This is a genomic window from Pseudoalteromonas sp. AS84 (genome assembly GCF_038900255.1).
Classification (GTDB): Bacteria; Pseudomonadota; Gammaproteobacteria; order Enterobacterales; family Alteromonadaceae; genus Pseudoalteromonas.
Map to the genome: position 1 here is coordinate 524,094 of NZ_JBBMQY010000001.1, position 23,599 is coordinate 547,692.

21 protein-coding genes are annotated in these 23,599 nt (G+C 41.2%); 9 read left to right on the forward strand and 12 right to left on the reverse strand.

Translation table 11 applies throughout. From position 1 onward, the window contains the following. Positions 1-116: 116 nt before the first annotated feature. The 11 genes from WNY79_RS02240 to WNY79_RS02290 all read right to left on the reverse strand — a co-directional run bounded on the left by WNY79_RS02240 (position 117) and on the right by WNY79_RS02290 (position 9,604). Positions 117-536, reverse strand: a complete 420-nt coding sequence (locus tag WNY79_RS02240; protein ID WP_197184781.1) for a hypothetical protein — start codon at positions 534-536, stop codon at positions 117-119. Between the two features lie 11 nt (positions 537-547). Beyond that, positions 548-862, reverse strand: coding sequence for a hypothetical protein (locus tag WNY79_RS02245; RefSeq protein ID WP_342874991.1), 315 nt, complete (start codon positions 860-862; stop codon positions 548-550). Positions 863-937: 75 nt separating this feature from the next. Beyond that, on the reverse strand, positions 938-1,423 hold the full coding sequence (locus WNY79_RS02250) for a hypothetical protein (protein WP_342874992.1): 486 nt from the start codon (positions 1,421-1,423) through the stop codon (positions 938-940). 21 nt (positions 1,424-1,444) lie between these two features. Continuing rightward, positions 1,445-1,909, reverse strand: a complete 465-nt coding sequence (locus WNY79_RS02255; RefSeq protein WP_342874993.1) for a hypothetical protein — start codon at positions 1,907-1,909, stop codon at positions 1,445-1,447. 14 nt (positions 1,910-1,923) lie between these two features. Continuing rightward, on the reverse strand, positions 1,924-2,520 hold the full coding sequence (locus WNY79_RS02260; RefSeq protein ID WP_342874994.1) for an RDD family protein: 597 nt from the start codon (positions 2,518-2,520) through the stop codon (positions 1,924-1,926). A gap of 139 nt (positions 2,521-2,659) precedes the next feature. Continuing rightward, complete coding sequence (locus tag WNY79_RS02265; RefSeq protein WP_342874995.1) at positions 2,660-3,394, reverse strand: DUF5020 family protein; 735 nt, start codon at positions 3,392-3,394, stop codon at positions 2,660-2,662. A gap of 29 nt (positions 3,395-3,423) precedes the next feature. After that, positions 3,424-4,800 carry a nucleobase:cation symporter-2 family protein gene (locus WNY79_RS02270; protein WP_029750908.1) on the reverse strand — a complete coding sequence of 459 codons (1,377 nt, stop codon included), beginning with the start codon at positions 4,798-4,800 and terminating at the stop codon, positions 3,424-3,426. Positions 4,801-4,874: 74 nt separating this feature from the next. Beyond that, on the reverse strand, positions 4,875-5,942 hold the full coding sequence (locus WNY79_RS02275; protein ID WP_342874996.1) for a BMP family ABC transporter substrate-binding protein: 1,068 nt from the start codon (positions 5,940-5,942) through the stop codon (positions 4,875-4,877). A gap of 72 nt (positions 5,943-6,014) precedes the next feature. Continuing rightward, a complete protein-coding gene (locus WNY79_RS02280) occupies positions 6,015-6,941 on the reverse strand; it encodes an ABC transporter permease (RefSeq protein WP_342874997.1) in 927 nt (308 codons plus the stop codon). Positions 6,942-6,944: 3 nt separating this feature from the next. Continuing rightward, entirely contained in the window at positions 6,945-8,048 is a 1,104-nt protein-coding gene (locus WNY79_RS02285; RefSeq protein WP_076924306.1) for an ABC transporter permease, read from the reverse strand. Further along, positions 8,045-9,604 carry an ABC transporter ATP-binding protein gene (locus WNY79_RS02290; RefSeq protein WP_342874998.1) on the reverse strand — a complete coding sequence of 520 codons (1,560 nt, stop codon included), beginning with the start codon at positions 9,602-9,604 and terminating at the stop codon, positions 8,045-8,047. Before WNY79_RS02290 ends, WNY79_RS02285 begins: the two co-directional genes overlap by 4 nt. Before the next feature lie 200 nt (positions 9,605-9,804). Between WNY79_RS02290 and xdhA the strand changes: the two genes are divergently transcribed. From xdhA to puuE, 8 genes are read left to right on the forward strand one after another with little or no spacing between them, the layout of a single operon-like run. After that, positions 9,805-11,313, forward strand: a complete 1,509-nt coding sequence (xdhA, locus tag WNY79_RS02295) for a xanthine dehydrogenase small subunit (RefSeq protein WP_342874999.1) — start codon at positions 9,805-9,807, stop codon at positions 11,311-11,313. Beyond that, complete coding sequence (xdhB, locus tag WNY79_RS02300) at positions 11,300-13,639, forward strand: xanthine dehydrogenase molybdopterin binding subunit (protein WP_342875000.1); 2,340 nt, start codon at positions 11,300-11,302, stop codon at positions 13,637-13,639. Before xdhA ends, xdhB begins: the two co-directional genes overlap by 14 nt. Then, complete coding sequence (xdhC, locus tag WNY79_RS02305) at positions 13,632-14,522, forward strand: xanthine dehydrogenase accessory protein XdhC (RefSeq protein WP_342875001.1); 891 nt, start codon at positions 13,632-13,634, stop codon at positions 14,520-14,522. Before xdhB ends, xdhC begins: the two co-directional genes overlap by 8 nt. Beyond that, positions 14,519-15,019, forward strand: coding sequence for a 2-oxo-4-hydroxy-4-carboxy-5-ureidoimidazoline decarboxylase (gene uraD, locus WNY79_RS02310; RefSeq protein ID WP_024599736.1), 501 nt, complete (start codon positions 14,519-14,521; stop codon positions 15,017-15,019). Before xdhC ends, uraD begins: the two co-directional genes overlap by 4 nt. Beyond that, positions 15,016-15,366: a hydroxyisourate hydrolase gene (gene uraH, locus WNY79_RS02315; protein ID WP_342875002.1), complete on the forward strand. Its 351-nt coding sequence runs from the start codon at positions 15,016-15,018 to the stop codon at positions 15,364-15,366. The genes uraD and uraH overlap by 4 nt, the downstream gene beginning before the upstream one ends. 2 nt (positions 15,367-15,368) lie before the next feature. Continuing rightward, a complete protein-coding gene (guaD, locus tag WNY79_RS02320) occupies positions 15,369-16,733 on the forward strand; it encodes a guanine deaminase (protein ID WP_342875003.1) in 1,365 nt (454 codons plus the stop codon). A gap of 4 nt (positions 16,734-16,737) precedes the next feature. Further along, complete coding sequence (locus tag WNY79_RS02325; RefSeq protein ID WP_342875004.1) at positions 16,738-17,949, forward strand: urate hydroxylase PuuD; 1,212 nt, start codon at positions 16,738-16,740, stop codon at positions 17,947-17,949. Position 17,950: 1 nt separating this feature from the next. Then, on the forward strand, positions 17,951-18,883 hold the full coding sequence (gene puuE, locus WNY79_RS02330; RefSeq protein ID WP_342875005.1) for an allantoinase PuuE: 933 nt from the start codon (positions 17,951-17,953) through the stop codon (positions 18,881-18,883). Between the two features lie 93 nt (positions 18,884-18,976). On the opposite strand, the gene WNY79_RS02335 is transcribed toward puuE, so the two are convergent. Continuing rightward, positions 18,977-21,478, reverse strand: a complete 2,502-nt coding sequence (locus WNY79_RS02335) for a S8 family serine peptidase (protein WP_342875006.1) — start codon at positions 21,476-21,478, stop codon at positions 18,977-18,979. Between the two features lie 581 nt (positions 21,479-22,059). Between WNY79_RS02335 and WNY79_RS02340 the strand changes: the two genes are divergently transcribed. Continuing rightward, entirely contained in the window at positions 22,060-23,562 is a 1,503-nt protein-coding gene (locus WNY79_RS02340) for a curlin (RefSeq protein ID WP_342875007.1), read from the forward strand. Positions 23,563-23,599: the final 37 nt, after the last annotated feature.

Consider the following 23,599-nt stretch of genomic DNA (forward strand, 5'->3'; position numbering starts at 1 on the left):
TCCATTAAAATTTGAATTAACTTTAAAAAATACATTTAAAAACAACGCTGTAATTTACACTGAATGCAGTTTAAGGTTAGGTTTTTTTAGAGGTTATATTTGAGAAGGTAATTATTTTAAAAGTAGGTATTTTTTACACGTTGTTTATAAGCAGGCCCATAAACTAAGCTAGCGCTATTTACCCACTCAAAGTAAGCAAGATAGCCTACAAAAATTGACTCAAAGATTAATAGGCTAATACCTATCCAACTTGCAGAATTAACATATTCAAAAATAAAGAAAATACAAATTATTACCCAAAAGCAGTTAGCTATAGCTAATACTTTAATGGCTAATAGGCTTCTTGTTCTTTTAAATGCTAATAAAAGTGCGCATACACCATAAAGTATATTAGCCACTGTAATAAATTGAAGTGCATACAAAGGTAAAGAATAAATTTCGTAGAACCAAGATTGAAAACTAAACAAAGTTAAACCAGCAAGTAGACCTGCAATACCGTCAAGGTAGAGTATGTCTAATTTTTTATGTGCAATCACTTTTATACCCTTCAGCTTTTTAACTGAGCTGCCTTTTTAAACGCCCACCAACCAATCACTAAGCTCATTAATATACGTACAGGAAAGTAAATAATAGCTGGAATGCCAAATAACCAATTGGCAAAGCCTTGTGGCATTACATAAAATGCGACCCGCTTCACCCAAAATATAAACTCAACATACTGCGCTAAAAAGTCATTAAGCGATAAGCTTAAAAGTGCTAATTCATTACTTATTAAAACCCATAAGGCATATAAGCCAAGCAAAGCATCACCCACACTGCCAATATAAGATGAGTAGCCTATAAATAATAAAAAGCCGCGCATGGTAAGTCCTTGTTAGCAGTTTCAGCAAGTTAAAATACAAACTGACTAATCTATAAAATATTAAAAATGGCTTTGTTAATTGCACCCTTTAGAGGTTTTAACTAATTGAATATTATTAACACTTGCGTGTGCTCCACAGTAAAACATGTAGCTAGAGCAATGATAGTTTTCATCCTTAATATTCAAACCATTCTCATCAAATTCCAGCTCAAACTTACAGTTAATATCGTATTCGGGCTCTTGTTCTTCAAACACCAGTTTTTTACCCTTTAGTACTAAAGGTAATGGTTCTGTCGTCCCTTCTAACGGGGCTGTGATAGCGCAAATATGAAAGTTAAAGCCCCAGATAAGACCTTCTGTAAAATATTTATCGTCTTTTTTGAATACATTTATATAGCTCGTTTTTAATTTAAAACGCTCATTATTTTCGCTCCCATCGTCGTTGAGCATAGGGATCGCGCTAGTTATTTTGTCTGTTCTTGAATAGCATCCTTCAAATGAGCCTGCATGTAAATATTCACTAAAGACCGCACTTGCTAGCATAAAAGCTTTTTTAATCATCACTCGCTCCTTGCTGTAATGTTAATTCCCCTCAAAAAAACGCCCTCTATCGTCTGTCATTTTTACTGGTAAACCGTTACCAACCATAAAGTGATAAAAACGCAAATCATCAATCAGGTCAGGGGCTGATATTTCTATGTCTCGGTAAGTCGCGTCTCTAAATTTAAACCTTAAGGTATGCTCAAACCGTTTCGTTTGACAATAAAGCACTTCTTCTAGCTCAGACACCTTTATATTTATACCAAGTAATTTAAATTCACCATTCGCAATATCAATAGCTTGTGATTGCTTATTATTTGTAGATAGCCATTCAATAACCACTCCTAAAGAAGATAATCCAAACAAATATAAAAACTGATGCAATAGAGGCTTTTCGTTAATTACTTCCATGTAAAATAGCAAAATGACAATAAATAATGCTGATAAAGCCAAACTGTAGATTATTTTAAATCCGGGTAATTTTTTTTGCCTAGGCAAAGCTGCCATAATTAATATCCTGATTAATCTACATAGCTCACTTTTGTTCCCGCGAAATGATCATGTAAACATCGTTTATCTTTTCCAAATATAAATAATGGATTAACAAAACCAGCTATAAACTGACCTACCGAAGGGACAAGTGATAAGAGTTGCATAGAAAGCATGCGTTTAAAGTAAATTGTAGTAAAGCTGGCTTGTGTACCGTCTAAATTTTCAATACGGATAGACATTAAAGATTTACCAATTGTTTGTCCGCGTTGGTACATAAGGTAACCATGAAGCACTAACGTGCTTAATATGCCATAACCTAGCAAACCTCCAGATAAAGTAAGTGTTGGTTGGCTTAAATTATCAAACCCTACGAGCATGAATACAGGAATAAAACAAACAACACCTAAAATGCCATCCACAATAGCAGCCACTAGCCTATCTGAGCGCGTTGCTTTTTCTCCTGCTAATTTTGATACAATATTTTCAGATGGGCTCTGTGCTTCTCGCGTTTTAATTAAGTCGTCTATTTCTTTTGCTCGATCTGGGTAGGTTTCGCGATCGATAGCTCTCGCTGATGAGTAAAGCTCATCTAAAGTGTAGGTAGAAAAGTCTATTTCAGAGTCCATGAAAACAAAATCCATATAGTGTTATTAAAAAGTAATTTAACACAACTAATTTAAGCCATTCAATTATTTAAGATTATCAAATAAAAAAGCTACTAAAAAGTAGCCTTTAATTATTAATTAAATACCATTCAATTAGCTGTTAAAAATGCCATTTAACCAACAGGTTTGGGTTGTGCTCTGTTTGACCATCTACACCAAATTTATTTTTCCAATATACATACTCAATACCCACATCAAGGCGGCCTGTATCTAAGCCGAGAATAGGTGCAATATTGTATTTAATCTGTGAGGTAAAGTTAAAGCCGCCTTCACTTTTACCAAACATTGTGTCGGTGCTATCTACAATATCTAAAAAGCCATCGTATCTAAAGTTACCTTTGTTATAGCCCCATGTGACTGTTATTTGGTTATTATCTTCACGCTCTATACCTATTTCATCTTGAAAACGACGATAATAAGCCACATTAAAATACTGAAAGCCAGGTACATCAAGTGATACACCGCCCCCTAATAAATAGTTATTTTGATTCGTATCTCCCGAGCCATACTCTGTTTGTAGGCCTAAAAACACCTCTTTAACAAAGCTATCTTGCGGCTTGTAAAGAGTAGGGTTTATGTTTAGCTCCCCATACACTTCATCGGGGTTACTTAGTCTATCCATAAAAAAGAACGTACTGCCCCAAGTATGGCCCGATGCATGCTCAATGGTTACCACACTTCTGTCGTCTTCCTCCCCTGAAAATGGCTCTAGGTAGTCGGCTCCGGTCATTGCGGTAATACTAAAATCTGACCAAAGCTCTTTAGCCGATACACCTGTAGAGCACATTGTAATTGCAGTTACGAACGCTATATTTTTTATTATTTTGATTTTCATTGTTAATCCCTTTAATGATTTTTATTAGTTTAGTTAAGATGATCTGTACTTGCTGAGTAATTCTCTGGTAGTACCAACGTCATTATTATTGCGGTGATACCCGATACCGTCACTGCGCTACCAAATATAGCGGTAACTAACTTAGGTGCGTTTGCAAACAACTCTGGTACAAAACTAACACCTAGCCCGAGCCCTAAACTCACTGCAATAATAAGTAGGCTTCTGCGATTTATTTTTTCGCTTGCGAGTATTTTTACGCCCGCGGCGGCAACGGTGCCAAACATTACAAGCGTTGCACCGCCCAAAACAGGTTTAGGTATATTTTGTAATACAGCACCAATCACAGGAAACAAACCAAGAATGATTAAAATACTGCCGATCCACAGGCCTATATGTCTGCTGGCAACACCGGTTAGCTGAATAACGCCGTTGTTCTGACTAAAAGTAGTATTAGGAAAAGTGTTAAATAAGGCGGCAATCATCGAGTTAACACCATCACCTAAAATACCACCACGAATACGTGCTAAGTAACTAGGTCCTGTAACAGGTAGCTTAGAAACAGCACAATTGGCAGTAATATCACCAGTCGATTCAATTGCAGTAATAAGGTATAAAAAGCCAAAGGCTATGAGTGCACCAAAATCAACATTAAAGCCGTATTTAAAGGGCAGTGGGATGGCAATTAAATCAAATTCACCTAATTTGAATTTAGCGATACCTAATACAAAGGCTAGTAGCCAGCCAAGTATCATTGCAACTACGACAGCCGTTAGCCTTACCCATTGATTTTTACTGGCATTAAGCAGCACTACTAAAGCAACGACCGAAAAACCAACAATTAAGTTACTCGTTGAAGCAAATTTTTCAGGCATATTAGTAAGTAACCATTGCCCGCCGCCTATATCAGTCATGCCTACTTTAATTAGGTAAATACCAATAGTGGTGATCACCACACCAGTGACTACTGGCTTTATTACTTTGCCTAATTTACTAATAAAAAAACTAATAAATACTTCAACAAAAGCAGCTAAAAAGCACACGGCAAATATAGTGGCAAGGACTTCGTCATTATTGCCACCCGTTGCTTTAACGGTAAAGCCTGTCGCTAAAATAGTTCCTAAAAAGGCAAAGCTTGTACCTTGCACACATATCAATCCTGACCCCACCGGGCCAACACGCCGCGCTTGTATAACCGTGCCCACACCAGATACAAATAATGCCATACTAATTAAATAAGGTATTTCGCTGCCAAGGCCTAGCACCCCACCAATAATAAGCGTGGGCGTAATAATGCCAACAAAGCTTGCTAGTACATGTTGCAAGCCTGCAAAAAATGATTCGGTTGCGCCTGGGGTGTCATCAACCGCATATATAATATCGTCAGACGAGCTTGTATTTATTGACATATAAACCTCTACGTTTTGCGAGTTAGACACTGTATTTGTCTAAGTGACCAACTCATTGTTATTGCGTTAACGGCTTATTTAAGCTGCCCTTCAACGCCCTCAACATAAAAGTCCATACCCAACAACGTTTTGTCGTCTATTGTTTTACCCGCCTCAATAACCAGCTCACCTTGCTGATTTTTTATAGGGCCATTAAATGGATGGAATTCACCTTTACCAATTTTGTCTGAAATCGCGTTCACTTCACTCACAACATCACTTGGAATGTCTTTACTTAGCGGCGCTAAGCGAGTCATCCCTGAGCCTATACCTTTCCATATATCTTGCGATTGCCATTTATCGTCAAGTACCTGTTTTACACGGTCTTCGTAAAATTCATCCCAATGATGAACCGCCGCCGTTAAATGTGCTTTTTTTCCGTATCCGCTCATATCTGAGTGGTAGCCAATAGCGTAAATACCAGCGGCTTCAGCTGCTTGCAATGGTGCAGGCGAATCAGTATGTTGAGTTATAATATCAACGCCTTGATCTATAAGGCTATCGGCAGCTTCTCGCTCTTTACCCGGATCAAACCAGCTATTAACCCACACTACTTTTACTTTTGCATTAGGCTTTACTGAGCGCAGCCCAAGCGTAAATGCATTTATACCGCGTATTACCTCCGGAATAGGAAACGCAGCAATATACCCAATACTGTCGGTTTTACTCATGTGCCCTGCAATAACACCTGTTAGGTAGCGTCCTTCGTAAATGCGATCAAAGTAAGTGCTTACGTTTTTTGCGCGTTTATAGCCTGTAGCATGCTCAAACTTTACATTAGGAAACCGTTTAGCCACTTTAAGTGTTGGGTTCATGTAGCCAAACGACGTTGTAAATATTAGATCGTGCCCGCTTTTGGCTAGTTGCGTAATAACACGCTCAGCATCGGCTCCTTCTGGTACGCTTTCAACAAAAGTAGTTTCTATTTTGTCGCCAAATTTGTCTTCTAGGTACTGCCGGCTTACATCGTGTGTATACGTCCAACCGGCCTCACCAATTGGACTTACATATACAAAGCCTACTTTTACGTTATCTTTTGCAATAGCTGATGCGCTTATGCACAAGCTCAATGCAACCCCGAGTGTTGTTATAAGTTTTTTCATTGTTATTCTCCGTGTTATATTTTTAATATCCTGTTGAAGCAGGTAATTTACCTTATTGATTTTGTAATCAATTTAATGACCCTTGTGCCAAGGTTTACCTAACCACATGGGTTCGTACATTTTTAGCTTTTGTTTATTTTTACTGAGCATAATCAATACAATAAGTGTTGCACCATAAGGCAGCATGGCTAATAAGTTAGAATCAACCGCTAAACCGAACGCTTGTGCAACTAAGTGCATAATGCTGGCAAAGCCAAATAAATAAGCGCCTAGCATTACGCGCTCAATACGCCAGCTTGCAAATACCACCAGCGCAAGGGCTATCCAACCTCGCCCTGCCGTCATGTTTTGAGTCCAAAGTGGTGTATAAGCCAACGACAAGTAAGCGCCCGCAATACCAGCTAGTGCGCCGCCAAACATAACGGCTAAATAACGTGTACGCATTACAGGTAAACCTAAGTTATTACCCACACTTGGGTTTTCACCAATAGCCCGTACTGCAAGCCCTGCTCTGTGGTATTTAAAAAACAAATACGCACCAAGCACTAAACTCCAACTTAAATACACAATGGCGTCTTGCGAAAATAGCGCCTTGCCTAAAACCGGAATATGCTCAAACCCAGCTATTGCTAATGTAGGTAAGGCATTAATCGTTTTTCCTTCATAGTCGGCACCTAAAAATGCCGAAAGGCCAGTACCAAAAATAGTCAGCGCCAAACCTGCAGCCACTTGGCTAGCATTTAAATTAAGCGCTACAAAAGCGAAAATAAGTGAGGCCATAACACCAACCAAAGCTGCTACCGTAAAACCAATAAATAGGTTGTCGCATTGGTACATGGTTATAAACCCTGCCACCGCGCCTAAAAGCATCATGCCTTCTTGCCCTAAATTTAAGGTGCCGCTTTTTTCGCATACCATTTCACCCAGCGCCACCAGCAATAAGGGGGTGCCTGTACGAATAGTGGCGTATAAAATATTAGTAATTACATCAAAATCCATAATTTAAGACTCCTGTGCAATATGTATTGGCTGCGCTTTTTGTTGTTTAAATGGCAGCGAAAATCTAAGGCGATAAGTAATAAGCACATCGCACGAGAGTAAATAAAACAACATTAACCCCTGAAAAATACCGGTAATGGCGTTTGGTAATCCCATGTTAATTTGCGCAAGCTCACCTCCCATATAAATAAGCCCCATAAGTAAGCCCGCAAACGTAATTCCTACTGGATGCAACCGCCCTAAAAAAGCAACAATAATGGCGGCATAGCCATAACCAGGTGATATTTGTGGAACCAGCTGTCCAATAGGCCCTGCTACTTCGCCCGCACCAGCAAGCCCCGCTAAGCCACCGCTAATAACTAACACTCCCGTAATTAATAATGCTCGCTTGTAACCCGCCATTTTGGCAGCGGATGCATCAAGCCCAAGTACTTGTATTTGAAAGCCTATAAAGGTTTTACTAATAAACACCCAAGTGGCGCATAGCGCTAATAACGCAAACGCTAGGCCTAAGTGCAATCGAGTACCGTCGAATAAAACAGGCAATAACGTGCTATCGCCAAACAATGCGCTTTCAGGAAAGTTATAACCGTGAGGATCTTTGAGTGGCCCATGAACAGCCCACAGCAATACATTTACTGCTATGTAGTTGAGCATTATGGTGACTAAAATTTCATTAGTGTTTAAACGCAGCTTCATAAAAGCAGCAAGCCCCGCCCACAACATGCCACCAGCAATACCCGCAAGTAATGTTAGTGGCATTGCAAAAGCACTTGATGAGTCAACAAAGTTAACGGCTACAGCACTTGCACATACACCACCAATAAGCAGTTGCCCTTCTGCGCCTATATTCCAAACCGATGCTCTATAACAAAGCGCTAAACCATAGGCGCATAGCAAAATAGGAATGGTCATTACAAGTAGCTCAGTTACACCATACCAATCGGCAACAGGTGCTATAAGCAATGTATATAAGGCATTTAGCGGGTCATGCCCTAATAAGGCAAACACCACGTAACCGGTTATTAATGTGAGTAAGATAGCCAAGACAGGAGAGAAATAACTCCAAGCCGGCGAGCGCTGAACACGTGGTTCTAACTTAATCATGCTAGAGCCCCTTTTGATGTTTGTAATGTAGGCAGATTATTAAGGTCGTCACTAAAATCGCCAGCCATCCACTGTCCTAACTGCACAAGCGGTACGGTATCGGTGTTTAAAATAGGAGACAGTTTTCCATCGCAAATTGCGCCAATGCGGTCGCAAATCTTATAAAGTTCATCTAAATCTTCTGAAATAACGAGTACCGCACACCCTTCGTCGCGAAGCTTTAAAATAGCTTCATGTATCGCCACTTGTGCGCCTATATCTACTCCCCAAGTAGGATGCGACATAACGAGTAGTTTTGGGCTTTGCTCTACCTCGCGACCAATAATAAATTTTTGTAAATTACCACCTGAAAGGCTAGCTGCATGAGTGCGAAAACTTGGCGTTTTAACCTTGTATTTTGTTATGATTTTATTAGCAAGCTCGGTAATTTTTTGTTTTACTAAAAAGCCATTTTTAACTAGTCCACTATCAAAACTAGTCAGCAGTGTATTTTGCGCTAAATCCATAGTGGGCACGGCTCCTCGCCCAAGCCTATCCTCTGGAACACATGCAAGTCCAAGGCGGCGCCTTTTAAGGGGCGACAATGCATCAACAACAGTGTTTTTAAATTTAATGGCACGGCTACTTGCTTGAATTTGCTCCCCCGAAAGCACTTTTAATAACTCTTCTTGCCCGTTGCCAGCAACACCTGCAATGCCCACTATTTCACCTTGCTGTACTGCAAAGTTAATGTTTTTAAGGGGTGTTTCAAATAACGCTTGTGCCGCGGTGGTTAAACTATTAACGGTTAAAAAGTCAGCCGTCCCCAAGGCTCTGCGGGTTTGGTTACTAATTGGCGTGTTGTCGCCTACCATTAGCCTAGCAATTGACTCACTAGTTTCGTTTTTAGGAATACAATGCCCACTTACTTTTCCGCCTCGCAAAATGGTCGCACTGTCACATAACTCAATCACTTCGTGCAGTTTGTGGCTAATAAACAGCACGGAGCAGCCTTCTTTTTTAAGTGATTTTAGAGTTTTAAATAATGCATAGACTTCTTGTGGGGTAAGGACTGAGGTGGGCTCGTCTAAAATAAGTAGTTGAATATCTAATAACAAACACCGCACGATTTCTACTCGTTGGCGTTCGCCAGTTGAAAGTGTTGAAACCAATCTGTGTGGATCTAATGGCATACCATAACGTGTTGATGTTTTTGTAATTCGACCCGCAAGCGTGCTGCTATGCCCTGCTAAATCACCTAACGCTAGTTCAATATTTTGGGCAACCGTAAGTGTTTCAAATAACGAAAAATGCTGAAACACCATTCCAATGCCTAAATCACGCGCATCAGCAGGCTCTTTTATATTCATTATGCGGCCATTAAAAAACATGTCCCCTTGGTCAGGTTTAACCACACCATAAAGCATTTTCATTAGTGTGCTTTTACCGGCACCGTTTTCACCTAATAAGGCATGCACTTCCCCATGCTTAATTTTTAAGGTTACGCCGTTATTGGCTATACATCCGGGATACTTCTTTGTCATTCCCTGCATAGTAAGGCGGTATTTATTATTCATTATTAACACCTTTTCAGTGCTTATTAAGTTAATAAGCATACTAACAACAACCAGCTGACCGAGCGGTCAACAATGGCATGGTAACTGCAATATACTTACCAAGATTAAAAAGTATTTTTCTTACCCGTGCGCAAACAACAAGAAAAAACATATGCCAAGCCTTTATGTATCAGGGCTTTATAAAAATTAAGGGGGTCTGTGTGATTCAATTTTTATTAAATAACACGCCAATTGAAATACAAGAATGTTCGCCAAGTCTCACCATTTTGGACTGGCTTCGCACCAAAAAAGGGAAAATGGGCACCAAAGAAGGTTGTGCAACTGGCGACTGTGGCGCGTGCACTATTTTAGTGGGTGAAGAGCGTATAAATGCAAACGGGCAAGCTAGCTGGCAATACAAAACAATGAACAGTTGCTTACTGTTATTAGGTAATGCGCATGCAAAACATATAGTAACAGTAGAAACTGTGACTACTGGTTTATACCCAAATTTAACCGATTTACACCCTGTGCAGCGCGCGCTGGTAGAGTGCCATGGTTCGCAATGTGGTTTTTGTACGCCTGGTATAATAATGAGTTTGTTGGCTCTTTATATTAATGAGCCTACGTACCCCGGTAAAAAAGCGGTTATTCATGCACTTGGCGGTAACTTATGTCGTTGTACAGGCTATAGCCCAATATTACTTGCAGCCGAAAAAGCCTATAGCTATGAGCGTAAAGCTGAACCGTACTCAACAATGGCCGCAAAATTTAAAGCGTCACTTAATACGCAATATGATGACGATGTTCCATTTTTAAAAAATGGTCCTCGCAAGTTCTATTTACCACAAACTGCCCAACAACTTGTTGAGCTAAAAGCGCTTTATCCTTATGCACATTTAGTTGCTGGTGGCACCGACTTTGCCATTGAGCTTAGCCAAAACATGCTCTTACCGGATGTAATTATCTCCCTTAGCCAAGTAAAGGAGCTTTGTACCTTGGCAGATAATAACGGTGAGTTACATATTGGTGCAGCACTACCTTATAGCCAATTTGTTGAGGCATTTTATAACCATTACCCTGAGTCAAAAGAGCTATTTGAACGCTTAGGATCAAGCCAAGTAAGAAACAGCGGCACACTGGGTGGCAGCATAGGGAATGCCTCACCAATTGGCGATCCAGCTCCCCTTTTAATCGCTCTTAATGCATCAATGGATTTATTGAGCAGCGCAGGCACGCGCACTATTAAAGTTGCCGACTACTTTATTGATTACAAAAAAACGGTTCTTAAAAGCGATGAAGTAATTAGTAAGTTCACCATCCCAAAGCGTCCAGAGTCACTAAAACTGGCATGTCATAAAATATCAAAACGATTTGAAGACGATATATCTACCGTTTGCTTGGTGCTTGCTATAGAGCATTCACAAAACATGATCACTCAAGCTCGCTGCGCTATGGGTGGGATGGCGGCTATTCCTAAACGCGCGCAGCATATTGAGAAAAAGCTGATATCTCAATCATTACAAGTGAGCACTTTCATAGATGCAGCTACCGCTTTAAACGATGACTTTGCACCCATGAGCGATGTACGCAGCAGCGCACATTACCGCAGTACGGTAAGCAAAAATTTGCTACAGCGTATTGGAATTGAGTTTTGCGATGCACAGCCAAGTAGCAGTAAAAACAATAACAACATTGCCATTACGAGGATCTCACATGCGTCACTTTGAAATGGATAAACTAAAAGCCCAAGGTGGTAGCGTTGGACAATCTAAATATCACGAAAGCGCTATTAAACAAGTTTGTGGCAGTGCAAATTTTGCCGACGATAACCCTGAGCCTTACGGTTGCCTACATGCCTACCCTGTACTTGCGCCTGTTACAAGCGGCTTTATTAAATCAATAGATACTAGTCACGCACTGGCAGTTGAAGGCGTTAAACGCATTTTATCGGCCGAAGATGTACCGGGTAAATTAGATATTGGCCCGGTATTTCCTGGTGATGTATTACTCACCAGCCATGAAATTCAATACCACGGACAACCTGTATTAGTAATCGTTGCCGACAGCTACGAAATAGCGCGCCGCGCGGCCCGCTTAGTGGTTATTGAGTGCGAGCAAACTACGCCAATACTTGATATTAAAGAAGCGATAAAAAAAGAGCATTGGGTAAGGCCGCCTCATTCACTTAACCGTGGTAACAGCGAGCACGCAATTAATAACGCAGCCCACCAGCTTAAAGGCGAAATACACATAGGCGGGCAAGAACATTTTTATTTAGAAGGCCAAATAGCACTTGCCCAACCCGATAACGACGGCGGGATTCATGTGCAATGCTCAACTCAGCACCCTACTGAGGTGCAGCACTTAGTTGCCAAAATTTTAAAAAAGCCATTTAGCTTTGTAAACGTAGAAACCCGCCGTATGGGCGGTGCTTTTGGCGGTAAAGAAACTCAAGGCGCACCATGGGCATGCCTTGCAGCCCTTGCGGTTTACTACCTTGGCTGCGCAGTTAAAATGCGCCTAGCCCGTAGCGACGACTTTAAATTAACCGGTAAACGCCACCCTTTCTATAACCACTATCATGTCGGTTTTGACGAATATGGTTTAATAGAAGGTGCCGACATTACCGTAAACGGATTTTGTGGCTACTCGCCCGATTTATCGGATGCAATTGTAGACCGCGCCATGTTTCATGCCGACAACGCCTACTACTACCCAGCCGCCACAATTAAAGGTAATCGCTGTAAAGTAAATACCGTAAGCCATACCGCATTTAGAGGATTTGGTGGCCCGCAAGGGATGATTATGGGCGAGCTAATAATGGACGATATAGCAGCCAAATTAGGTAAAGATCCGCTTGAAATCCGAAAACTTAATTTATATAAAAAAGGCCGCGACACCACGCCGTATCATCAAACCGTAGAGCAACATATTTTAATAGATATGATAAGCCAGCTTGAGGAGTCGGGTGACTACTGGGCACGCAAAACTGCTATTAAAGCATTTAACGCATCGTCGCCTATTATCAAAAAAGGCCTTGCGATGACGCCGGTTAAATACGGTATATCGTTTACTGTACAACACTTAAATCAAGCTGGTGCACTTGTGCATGTATATAGCGATGGCTCAATACATTTAAACCATGGCGGCACCGAAATGGGCCAAGGGCTTAACACTAAAATTGCACAAATTGTGGCTCATGGTTTTGGGGTTGATTTTAACGCGGTAAGCATTAGCGCTACCCGTACAGACAAAGTACCAAACACCTCACCAACAGCGGCTTCAAGCGGTACCGACTTAAACGGTATGGCTGCACTAAATGCAGTAAACACAATAAAAGAGCGCTTAATAAACTTTATAAGCGAGCACTTTGAAGTTGAGAGCAACACTATTGTATTTAAAGATAACCTAATTACCTTTAGTAAAGGCGAAATTAGCTTTAGTGAACTTGCAAACCTTGCTTACATGAATCGTATATCGCTTTCATCAACCGGTTATTACGCCACGCCTAAAATTCATTACGATAGAGCTAAAGGCGAAGGCCGGCCGTTTTTTTACTACGCTCACGGCGTAGCACTGAGTGAAGTTGAGGTAGATACACTTACGGGCGAAAACACGGTAACACGCGTTGATATTTTGCACGATGTGGGAAGCTCAATTAACCCAGCACTTGATATAGGCCAAATTGAAGGCGCCTTTGTACAAGGCATGGGTTGGCTAACAACCGAAGACTTACAATGGAACGATAGAGGGCAGCTTGCAAGCTTTGGTCCTGCTAACTACAAAATACCAGCCATTGGCGATACACCCGCCGAATTTAACGTCAATTTATATAACTCTGCCAATCCAGAAACCACCGTATTTAGATCAAAAGCGGTAGGCGAGCCGCCGTTTATGTTGGCCTTTAGTGTATGGAGCGCTATTCGTAACGCCATAAGCAGTGTGGCTGATTACAAATACACCGCCCCACTTGATACGCCTGCTACACCTGAGCGTGTATTAAATGCAATTGAGCAAACCGCTAGCTGGTTTAAGGAGCATCAAAATGGCTAATTTAAATGAGTCGTTTCAGGGTTTTCATACTCAAAATTGGGCGCAGGCTATAAACGAGCACGAACAAAGCGGCACTAATTATGTTATTGCCACAGTGCTTGGCACAAATGGCTCAACCCCACGCGGCACAGGCTCTAAAATGGTAATAAGCGGCGAGCATATTTACGACACCCTTGGCGGTGGTCACCTTGAATACGTAGTAATTGAAAAAGCCCGCGAACTACTTGCCAAAGGCGAAGCCGCCCAAGTGATAGAGCAGTTTAACCTAGGTGCAAATTTAGGCCAATGCTGCGGGGGAGCTGCCACCGTTATGCTTGAGTGCATGCAATGCGAGCGCTTTACCCTCGACATTTACGGCGCAGGCCATGTAGCACAAGCGCTTATTGGTATATTGGCACAACTACCTATGCGCATACGCTGGATAGATAGCCGCGCAGACGTATTTCCACAGGCTATTCCAAATAACGTAGTAAAAGTGGTTGATGAAGAGCCAACAGAGCAAGTTAAACGCGCACCTAAAGCTAACAATTACTTAATACTGACCCATAACCACCAGCTCGACTTTGCACTCACCCAAGCCATTTTTAAACGCGCTGATGCCAATTGGCTGGGCGTTATTGGCTCTGATACTAAAGCAAAACGCTTCAAACAGCGTTTAGCTCATCGCGATTTTACTACCGAGCAAATAAAGCAAATGGCCTGCCCTGTTGGGCTTAAAAATATTACGGGCAAGCTCCCTATGGAAGTAGCAATATCAATTAGCGGGCAGTTAATTGGCCTTTATCAGGCTATGCAAACCCAAGCGCCAAAACGCCAAGGCTTGCAATGGCGCGTACTTAAAAATGCCTTAATTAGCACCACGCACGAGGAAGAAAGCGCATGAGTAGCTTAAAAATTAATAACTTAAATGCAGCGCAAGCTCACCAAGCTTTAGAGCACTGCTGCGCAGCACCAAATTGGGTAAGCGGTATGCTAAATATCATGCCATTTAAAAATAAAGAGCACCTATATCAAAGCGCGCAAAGCGTATGGGATAGCCTGGGCGAAAGCGACTATTTAGCAGCCTTTGAAGGTCACCCGCAAATAGGCGATTTATCAACCCTTAGCAAAAAATACGCCGCCACTGCTCAAAAAGCGGGGCATGAGCAATCGGGTATGAGCAAAGCAAACGAAGCCGTGCTTAAAAAAATGATTGCCCTTAATAAAGAGTACCTCAGCACGTTTGGTTTTATTTTTATTGTGTGTGCCAGTGGTAAAAGCGCCGAGCAAATGCTTGAACTCATAGAGCAGCGCATACACAACACCCGCAGTACAGAGCTAAATATTGCCGCGGGCGAACAAGCCAAAATAACAAAAATAAGATTGGAGTCATTGCTATGAATAAAAGTATGAAAAAAAGCCCTATCACTACCCATATTCTCGATACCAGCACTGGTAAACCGGCTGCAAATGTAGCAGTAAAATTATTTGTACAGAGCAATAACGAGTGGCATTTAATTGCTCAAGGCAAAACAGATACTGATGGGCGAATTACCGACTGGCTAGATACAGACGTAGAATTTGCAACCTACAAAATGGAGTTTGATTTAGATAGTTATTATCAAAATAAAGAAATGCCAGCGTTTTACCCAGAGGCGCAAATAACCTTTAGATTACAAGACAAAAAACACCATCACATTCCGTTATTGCTTAGCCCATTTGGCTACTCAACGTACAGAGGCAGCTAACAATGAGCACGCAAAACAATAATAAAATGACCGTAATTTGTGCCAACATACTCGATTTTGTTGACGACCCAGCCATAGCCGGCGAGAACGCCCATCGCTATTTTGAAAAAGGCGCGTTAGTTATTCAAAACGGCAAAGTAATTAAACTTGGTTACGAGCAAGACATACTGCCAAGCTTAGATAACTCAGCCACTATTATTCGCCACGATGGCAAACTGGTTATGCCCGGCATGATAGACACGCACATACACTTGCCTCAAACCGAAATGGTCGGCGCGTATGGCGAGCAGCTTTTAAGCTGGCTCACCGAATACGCGTTTCCGACAGAGAAAAAGTTTACCTGTGAGCACTATTCAAAAGACATATCTAATCGCTTTTTAGACGAACTACTGCGTAATGGCACCACTACCGCATTGGTATTTGGCACTGTGCACCCGCAATCGGTAGATGCGTTTTTTAACGAATCTCAAAAACGTAATTTACGTATGATTGCCGGTAAGGTAATGATGGATAGAAACTGCCCTGACGATTTATCAGATTGCGCGCAAACCAGTTACGATCAATCAAAAGCACTGATAGAAAAATGGCATAATGTTGATAGATTAAGCTACGCAGTTACACCGCGTTTTGCGCCTACATCAACCCCTGAGCAACTACAAAAATGTACTCAATTATTAGAAGAATACCCCGACACCTACCTGCATACCCACTTATCTGAAAACAAAGACGAGTGCGAATGGGTAAAAGGGTTATTTCCTGAAGCCGAAGATTACCTTGGCGTGTACGAGCAAGCTAAAATGGTGCGTAAACGCTCGGTATTTGCCCATAGTATTCATTTATCTGAGCGCGAGCTTTGCTGCCTTGCAGATAACAACGCGGCCATATCGCACTGCCCTACCTCTAACTTATTTTTAGGCTCAGGCTTATTAAACTTAAAAGCCTGTGAAGAGCACGGTATTAACGTAGGCATGGGTACCGATGTAGGCGCAGGCACAAGTTTTTCTATGCTACAAACAGGTAACGAAGCGTACAAAATTCAGCAATTACAAGGCCAGCGCTTTTCCGCGTTTAAAGGCATGTACCTAGCTACTTTGGGCGGTGCACGAGCGCTTGATTTAGAAGGCACCATAGGTAGCTTTGCTATTGGCTGTGAAGCCGACTTTATTGTAATGGACTACGCGGCCACCTCGTTTTTAAAATTCAGAATTGGCCATGCAAAAACCCTGCACGAGCAACTTTTTGCCATGATGATGCTAGGCGATGACCGCTGCATAGAACAAACCTACATTATGGGTAAAAGCGTGTATAAGCGCGATGAAAAAGAGCAGTTTTCAGCTACCCATACACCGCAATTAGAAGAGGCTTAACCTAATGGAAAACTATTTATTTGAGCTTGCCCATTTAGTACTGCGTTATTTTCATGTGATTGCAGGCATTGCGTGGATTGGGGCGTCATTTTATTTTGCGTGGCTTGATAATAACTTACAAACCCCGCCACAGTGGAAACAAGACAAAGGCATAAAAGGCGATTTATGGGCCGTGCACGGCGGTGGCTTTTACGAAGTGGCTAAGTATCAAAATGGCCCTGAAAAAATGCCGCATACCCTGCACTGGTTTAAATGGGAAGCCTACACAACTTGGATCACCGGTATTTTATTATTTAGCCTGCTTTATTATGTTGGCGCCGATGTTTACCTAATCGATAACAGCAAAAGTGAGCTAAGTAAATTTGCCGCTATTGGTGCATCGCTTGGCTTTATTGGCTTAGGTTATGGTGTTTATCGTTTATTGTGTAAAACCCCACTCGTAGAAAACGGTAAAGCATTTATTGCTGTGGTTATTGGAATATTGGCCCTTTGGACTTACGGGGTCGATCAGCTATTTAGTGACCGCGCTGTGTATATTCATGTAGGTGCGCTTATTGGTACTTGTATGGTTGGCAATGTGTACCATATTATTATGCCAGGGCAACGCTACATGGTAAGCGAAGTAGAAGCTGGCCGTATTCCTGAATCGCTCCCGGGTTTAAAGGCAAAGCTGTGCTCTATTCATAATAACTACGCCACGTTACCAGTGGTATTTATTATGTTGAGCAATCACTTTCCATATACTTACAGCCATAGCTTTGGCTGGCTTATTTTAATTGCGCTGTTTGGTATTGGCATGTGGATACGCCATTACTTTAACTTAAAACATCAAGGCGTTAATAAACCTTCAGTACTTGTAAGTGGTATTGCCGCCTTTTTTGCCCTCATGCTGGCAATAGCACCTTGGCCCAGTACATCAACAAATGCAGACGAAAACGCGCCTTTACAAGCAAGTATTACCGACGCACAAGCGTGGGATATAATCAGCAAGCACTGTACCCAGTGCCACAGTGAAACACCTACATCAAAGCTTTTTCAAGCAGCGCCACTTGGCTTTAAGCTCGACTCTATTAATGATGTAAAAAAAGCCAGCACGCTTATTCATACCCGTGCGGTTATAACCAAAGATATGCCATTGGCTAATATGACCAAAATGACTGATGCAGAGCGTGAAACGCTAGGCTCTTGGCTCATAGCACTTAAAAAGGAGCAATAACATGAGCGAGCAATTTAAAAACTACCCGCGCGATTTAATTGGTTATGGCCCTGATGTACCACATGCAAATTGGCCCAATAAAGCCCGTATAGCTGTACAAGTGGTATTAAATTACGAAGAAGGCGGCGAAAACTGTGTATTGCATGGTGATGCAGCAGCCGAAACATTTTTATCTGAAATAGTCAGTGCCCCGCATGTAGAAGACCGCCATATAAGCATGGAGTCTATTTACGAATATGGCTCGCGAGCAGGTGTATGGCGTTTACTTAAACTCTTTAAAAAATACGATATACCGGTCACCATTTTTGCAGTGGCGATGGCCCTTGAGCGCCACCCCGATGTAGCTAAAGCCTTTGTTGAAGCAGGCTACGAAATTGCAAGCCATGGCCTGCGCTGGATTAATTATCAAAACATTGATAAACAAACTGAGCGCGAGCATATGCAACAAGCCATTGAGATCATTCAAACGCTTACCGGTAAAAAGCCCACAGGCTGGTACACCGGGCGGACAAGCCCAAATACTGCTGCCCTTGTGGTAGAAAATGGCACATTTTTATATGACGCCGACGATTACAGCGACGACCTGCCCTTTTACAGTATTAAAGAAGGTAAACCACAGTTAATAGTGCCCTACACGCTTGATGTAAACGACATGCGCTTTGCAGCTGTTCAAGGCTTTAATGCAGGGGATCAATTTTTTAATTACTTAAAAGATGCATTCGATACGCTCTACGAGGAAGGCGATCCAGAAGGTGAAAACTCCCCTAAAATGATGTCGATAGGTTTGCATTGCCGCTTAATTGGCAGACCTGGAAGAATAAAAGCATTAGCGCGGTTTTTAGAATATGCCCGCTCGCATGAGCAGGTTTGGTTTGCCACGCGCGAGCAAATCGCCGAGCACTGGCTTAAAACACACCCGTATAAAAAAGTTTAGTTCCGATATACCATTCAAAATAAACTCTAATAGCTTAAACAAAAAAAGCCCAGCAATGCTGGGCTTAAGGTCACTTTAGGAGTAGTGGTTTACTTAGTTAAATGAAACCGTAATGATGTTAGAACATACATTTTCAGTAACACATAATTGGTAATCGTACGATGGTAACGTAGCTCCACGCACGTAATCACGGTAACGACCACTATCTGATGTTGTATCTACCAGCTCACCGTTACGGTATACGCTTAGAGATTCAGCACCAACTTCTTCCCAACTTAAATCTACTCGCATAGTATCAAGGCGAGACTTATTAGCACGCTTTAAGGTCAGTTCTAGCTCTACATCACTTACTACAACCGTTTGAGTTGATGTACTTGTATTGCCTTCACTGTCAGTTACAGTTAGTTCAACATCGTAATTACCTGATGCTGCATACACATGCATAGGGTTTTGATCAGATGATGTTGCACCATCACCAAAGTCCCAGCTCCACTGTGTAATATCGTTATTAGCATCAGTACTTGAGTCCGTAAAATTAACTGTTAGACCTTGTGTTTCAGCCTCAAAATCTGCGCGTGGTGGTTGTGGGCTAACTTCGCCAATAGCGCTTAGCGTTAATGACCAACCATTAATTGTGCCGGTATCGGCTGCGGCAGTATCTTCTACTTGTAGTGTCCAATCGCCGGTAGCTACTTCACCGTTAAATGATTCAGACGTAAAGCTTCTAACAATATCATCTGCTGAACCACCTACATTGCTTTGTAGTGTTACTTGTGTGCCTTGGGCAGATACTAACTTAACCACTAAGTCGCCAGAGTAAGTATGAGAAATATCAACATCTGCTGTAGTGCCAAATACGGTTAAATCATCGCCAATGTTAATTACTGATACGGCCCCTACTGGTGAGTTATCAGGAATTTCAACGCTTTGACTACTGCTATAAGTAAAGTCGTTTAATCCTACAGGCTGAATCATTAAATCAACTGATTGCTGCTTAACAATATCACCTGCCGTAGCTGTTACCATTAGCTCGTAATCACCCCACTGAGTGTCAACGTCTGTTTCAACGTTAAGTCTTACTTCATCGCCAGGACGCGCTGTAACTGCTGATAAGTAAGCACCAGCTAATGTTGTTGATAATTCAAGCGTTACTTCCTCATCCCACTCAGCAATAGAGCCAATTGTAAATGTGTAGTATGTAGCCTGGCCGGCCTCAACTTGTTGCGTAAGTGGATCGGCTGAAATTTTAAAGCCAGGTGTTGGATCGGCATCAATAAGTGCCTGGTTTACATTAAGACGAGTACCTGCAACAGTTACACCTTGTAGCGCAGCATTCGCATCGCCAGAGCTCATTAGTAGTTCTTTAAGCTCTTGAGTACTTAGCTCAGGATTAACCGATAACACTAACGCTGCAGCACCTGCAACATGGGGGGTTGCCATTGAAGTACCTGAGTATGACGCGTAACTTTCACCCGGTGTAGTAGATAAAATAGCTGTGCCTGGTGCGCCCATGTCAACACTTGTTAAACCATAGTGCGAAAACCACGAAATATCATCAGTTTGATTCGTACTAGCAACCGATAACACACTCGCGTTTTCATAGTTTGATGGGTAGTGAGGGTTAACATCGTTATCAATAGTATCGTTACCCGCTGCAGCTACAAATAGTAAATCGGCGGCTTCGCTAGAGTCTATAGCATCAGCTAATGCTTGGCTGTAACCACCACCGCCCCAGCTATTGTTTAATACGCGTAGGTTAACTCCAGAATTTTTAAGGCCAACCATATAATCAATACACTTAATAGCGTCTGATGTTGAACCATTACCCGCAGCATCTAAAAACTTACAACCTACAAGTGATACTTCATGATTTACACCCACTACTCCCACAGAGTTATTACCACTGGCACCTATAGTTCCAGACACATGTGTTCCGTGACCTTCATCATCCATAGGGTCACCGCTATCGGTAATCGCATTAATACCATGAATATCATCGATAAAGCCATTACCGTCATTATCGATACCATCGCCTGCAATTTCAGAGGTATTTACCCACATATTGCTCGCTAAATCACTATGGCTATAATCAATACCTGTATCAATTACACCCACAACTACATCTCGGCTACCTGTAGAAATCGTCCATGCTTCGACTGCATCAATGTCAGCGTCGGCTGTACCGCCAGTCTGACCTTCATTATTTAAGCCCCAAAGCTCGTCAAAGCGAGGATCATTTGGTGCGCTTGCTATACTTACACGATAATCAGGTTCTACGTATTCAATTGCTTGATGAGACTTTAAAAGAGCAATAGCGTCTTTAGTACTCATTCCCGACACTTTAAACTTAGCTAAACGCCCTGAAAGTAAAGACGTATAACTGTCGTCAATTTCATCTTTATTTATATCAGTAATTTTAGCTTTAACTAATGAACGAGCCTGCTTACGCATTTCTTTCGTTGCATTACTTTTATATTTAACAATTATTGAATCACTGCTAGCAGCTACAGATTGCTTTACACCCACATCAGGAAGTTTTGCTGCAGCTAAACACGGTAGTAAAGCAAGAGTAATAATAGATAATTTTGTTTTCATTGTTCTATCCATAGTTTTGTTGGGTTAGCTTAGATGCTCTAAGCACGTTCTTTCACTATTTCGAGTACAAGGGATCACATGGCATATGTTTAGGAAACAACCAAACGAATCATTAAACAAGCTAAAAAATGAAAACGCTGTAAAAACCAACTATTTTGACCAGTTAATGTATTAAAAAAACATTAAATACAGACCTTTTAATGAAATTAACGCTCAACAACTTACCTAATACAGGGCCGTTAATTTTTACTGCTTTTTATATAAAATTAATAAAAAAAACCAAAAACCCTCATAAGCAACTGAAAAATAAAAACTAAATAATTGGTAAAAAATGATGATTTAAGAAATGACATTAGAGGAATACAGTAATTGGGTACTTAATAGTTAACAGTTATTAAACGTAAGTTAAGAATAATGACAAAACGCTTAGTAATAATTATTAATGACATCGTAAATTTTACTTTAGAGCTTTTCAGGTGGATCACAAAACATTATATCGGCACGGCATGCTGACACAGCAAATACCTTATAAAACCTATAAAATTTAAGGTGTTTGGTTTTAATATTTCAAGGAGAAAATAATGAAGTTGAACAAATCACTTTTAAGCTGCGCAGTAGCAATTGCAATGGGTACTAGCTTTGCCTCTTATGCAGATACGCCAAGCAAATCAGCATCAAACTCAGAACTTGCTACTAACGTTTCTGTAGCAAGTATTGAAAACTCGATGACTCTAACACAAACTTTTAATGAAAATACTGCGCTACTAACTCAAGACGGCGACAGCAATACCATGCTTGTTACTACGACAGGTAACAACAATGAAACTGAAGTTTCTCAACTTCAATCTGGAAACTACGGTGAAGTTACAACTATTGGCGATAACAACGCGCAAGTATACGCCCAAGATGGTGTTGCTAATGGTTTTATTACTGAGGTGACTGGCAATAATAACATGTTATTTGTTTCGCAATTTGGCCAAGGCTTTTTTGTAAATAACGAAGCAATTAATATTGTAACTGGCGATGATAATATCATTGATGTTGAACAAGGCACTGGTGGCCACTGGTTCTACAACATGGATATGCAAGGAAACGCAAATGAAATCTCCTCACTACAAACAGGTGAATGGCATGAAGCTGAAATAACCATGCTTACGGGCGACGAAAATGTTCTCGATTTAGTACAAGATGGATATTGGAGCACGTTCAAAGTAAGTAGTCTTCAAGGTAATGAAAATGAACTTGAAGTTGAGCAATTGGGGGATCGCAATACAGCAACATTTAGCTCTATTTCTGGTGATGCTAATGAGCTTTCAATTGAACAAGATGGTAATACAAACGCAGTAACATTTGCAGCCGTTATTGGCGACGATAATGAAATAGATTTAGATCAAGAAGGATCAATGAATACTATTGAATCTAACTTGTTTGAAGGCTCAAATAACGAAGTTTCTGCTACACAAGTTGGCGCTGAAAACTTAACAACTGCCGATATTATTGGTGATAATAACGAAGTTACTGCTATCCAAATGGGTGACTTAAACGAAACTTATATGGGTGTTATTGGCTCTGATAATGAGTTTATGACCAATCAAGTGGGCGATTTAAACTCGGTTCATTTAGCTAACTTTAATGGCACAGGTAACGATGTTGATTTGGTTCAGTCTGGTGATGAAAATGCAATGCTAGTGCAATCGTCATACCCCGATGTATCACTTACATCTAATAATAACGATATCGATATTACCCAAAATGGCTCGCAAAACGAAGCAATTGTTACACTTGCAGGCATTTTAGACAGTAACGATAACCAAATTGATATTGCACAAAATGGCATGTTAAATCTTATTGATATGATGGTTGAAGGCAACAACCATAGTATTGATATTTCACAAACAGGCGAAGGTAACTGGGTTACTGGCGTTGAACAATCAGCATTTTTAGTTGGCGGTGAAAACGTATCGTTTAGTGTTACTCAAATTGGTAACGATAACATTGTTGAAGGCTCTGTAATTGGCTTTAACAGCACTGTATCTGTTACCCAAATGGGTGATGGAAATACAGCAACAATTACTCAAATGTAATTATTGAGGTGGGGAGGGCGACCCTCTCCCCATTTTA

What these genes read in the sequence shown, in the direction of transcription:
- WNY79_RS02245 (WP_342874991.1), bottom strand. Translation starts at nt 862, where the DNA reads ATGCGCGGCTTTTTATTATTTATAGGCTACTCATCTTATATTGGCAGT.
- WNY79_RS02250 (WP_342874992.1), bottom strand. Translation starts at nt 1,423, where the DNA reads ATGATTAAAAAAGCTTTTATGCTAGCAAGTGCGGTCTTTAGTGAATAT.
- WNY79_RS02255 (WP_342874993.1), bottom strand. Translation starts at nt 1,909, where the DNA reads ATGGCAGCTTTGCCTAGGCAAAAAAAATTACCCGGATTTAAAATAATC.
- WNY79_RS02260 (WP_342874994.1), bottom strand. Translation starts at nt 2,520, where the DNA reads ATGGACTCTGAAATAGACTTTTCTACCTACACTTTAGATGAGCTTTAC.
- WNY79_RS02265 (WP_342874995.1), bottom strand. Translation starts at nt 3,394, where the DNA reads ATGAAAATCAAAATAATAAAAAATATAGCGTTCGTAACTGCAATTACA.
- WNY79_RS02270 (WP_029750908.1), bottom strand. Translation starts at nt 4,800, where the DNA reads ATGTCAATAAATACAAGCTCGTCTGACGATATTATATATGCGGTTGAT.
- WNY79_RS02275 (WP_342874996.1), bottom strand. Translation starts at nt 5,942, where the DNA reads ATGAAAAAACTTATAACAACACTCGGGGTTGCATTGAGCTTGTGCATA.
- WNY79_RS02280 (WP_342874997.1), bottom strand. Translation starts at nt 6,941, where the DNA reads ATGGATTTTGATGTAATTACTAATATTTTATACGCCACTATTCGTACA.
- WNY79_RS02285 (WP_076924306.1), bottom strand. Translation starts at nt 8,048, where the DNA reads ATGATTAAGTTAGAACCACGTGTTCAGCGCTCGCCGGCTTGGAGTTAT.
- WNY79_RS02290 (WP_342874998.1), bottom strand. Translation starts at nt 9,604, where the DNA reads ATGAATAATAAATACCGCCTTACTATGCAGGGAATGACAAAGAAGTAT.
- xdhB (WP_342875000.1), top strand. Translation starts at nt 11,300, where the DNA reads ATGCGTCACTTTGAAATGGATAAACTAAAAGCCCAAGGTGGTAGCGTT.
- xdhC (WP_342875001.1), top strand. Translation starts at nt 13,632, where the DNA reads ATGGCTAATTTAAATGAGTCGTTTCAGGGTTTTCATACTCAAAATTGG.
- uraD (WP_024599736.1), top strand. Translation starts at nt 14,519, where the DNA reads ATGAGTAGCTTAAAAATTAATAACTTAAATGCAGCGCAAGCTCACCAA.
- uraH (WP_342875002.1), top strand. Translation starts at nt 15,016, where the DNA reads ATGAATAAAAGTATGAAAAAAAGCCCTATCACTACCCATATTCTCGAT.
- guaD (WP_342875003.1), top strand. Translation starts at nt 15,369, where the DNA reads ATGAGCACGCAAAACAATAATAAAATGACCGTAATTTGTGCCAACATA.
- WNY79_RS02325 (WP_342875004.1), top strand. Translation starts at nt 16,738, where the DNA reads ATGGAAAACTATTTATTTGAGCTTGCCCATTTAGTACTGCGTTATTTT.
- puuE (WP_342875005.1), top strand. Translation starts at nt 17,951, where the DNA reads ATGAGCGAGCAATTTAAAAACTACCCGCGCGATTTAATTGGTTATGGC.
- WNY79_RS02335 (WP_342875006.1), bottom strand. Translation starts at nt 21,478, where the DNA reads ATGAAAACAAAATTATCTATTATTACTCTTGCTTTACTACCGTGTTTA.
- WNY79_RS02340 (WP_342875007.1), top strand. Translation starts at nt 22,060, where the DNA reads ATGAAGTTGAACAAATCACTTTTAAGCTGCGCAGTAGCAATTGCAATG.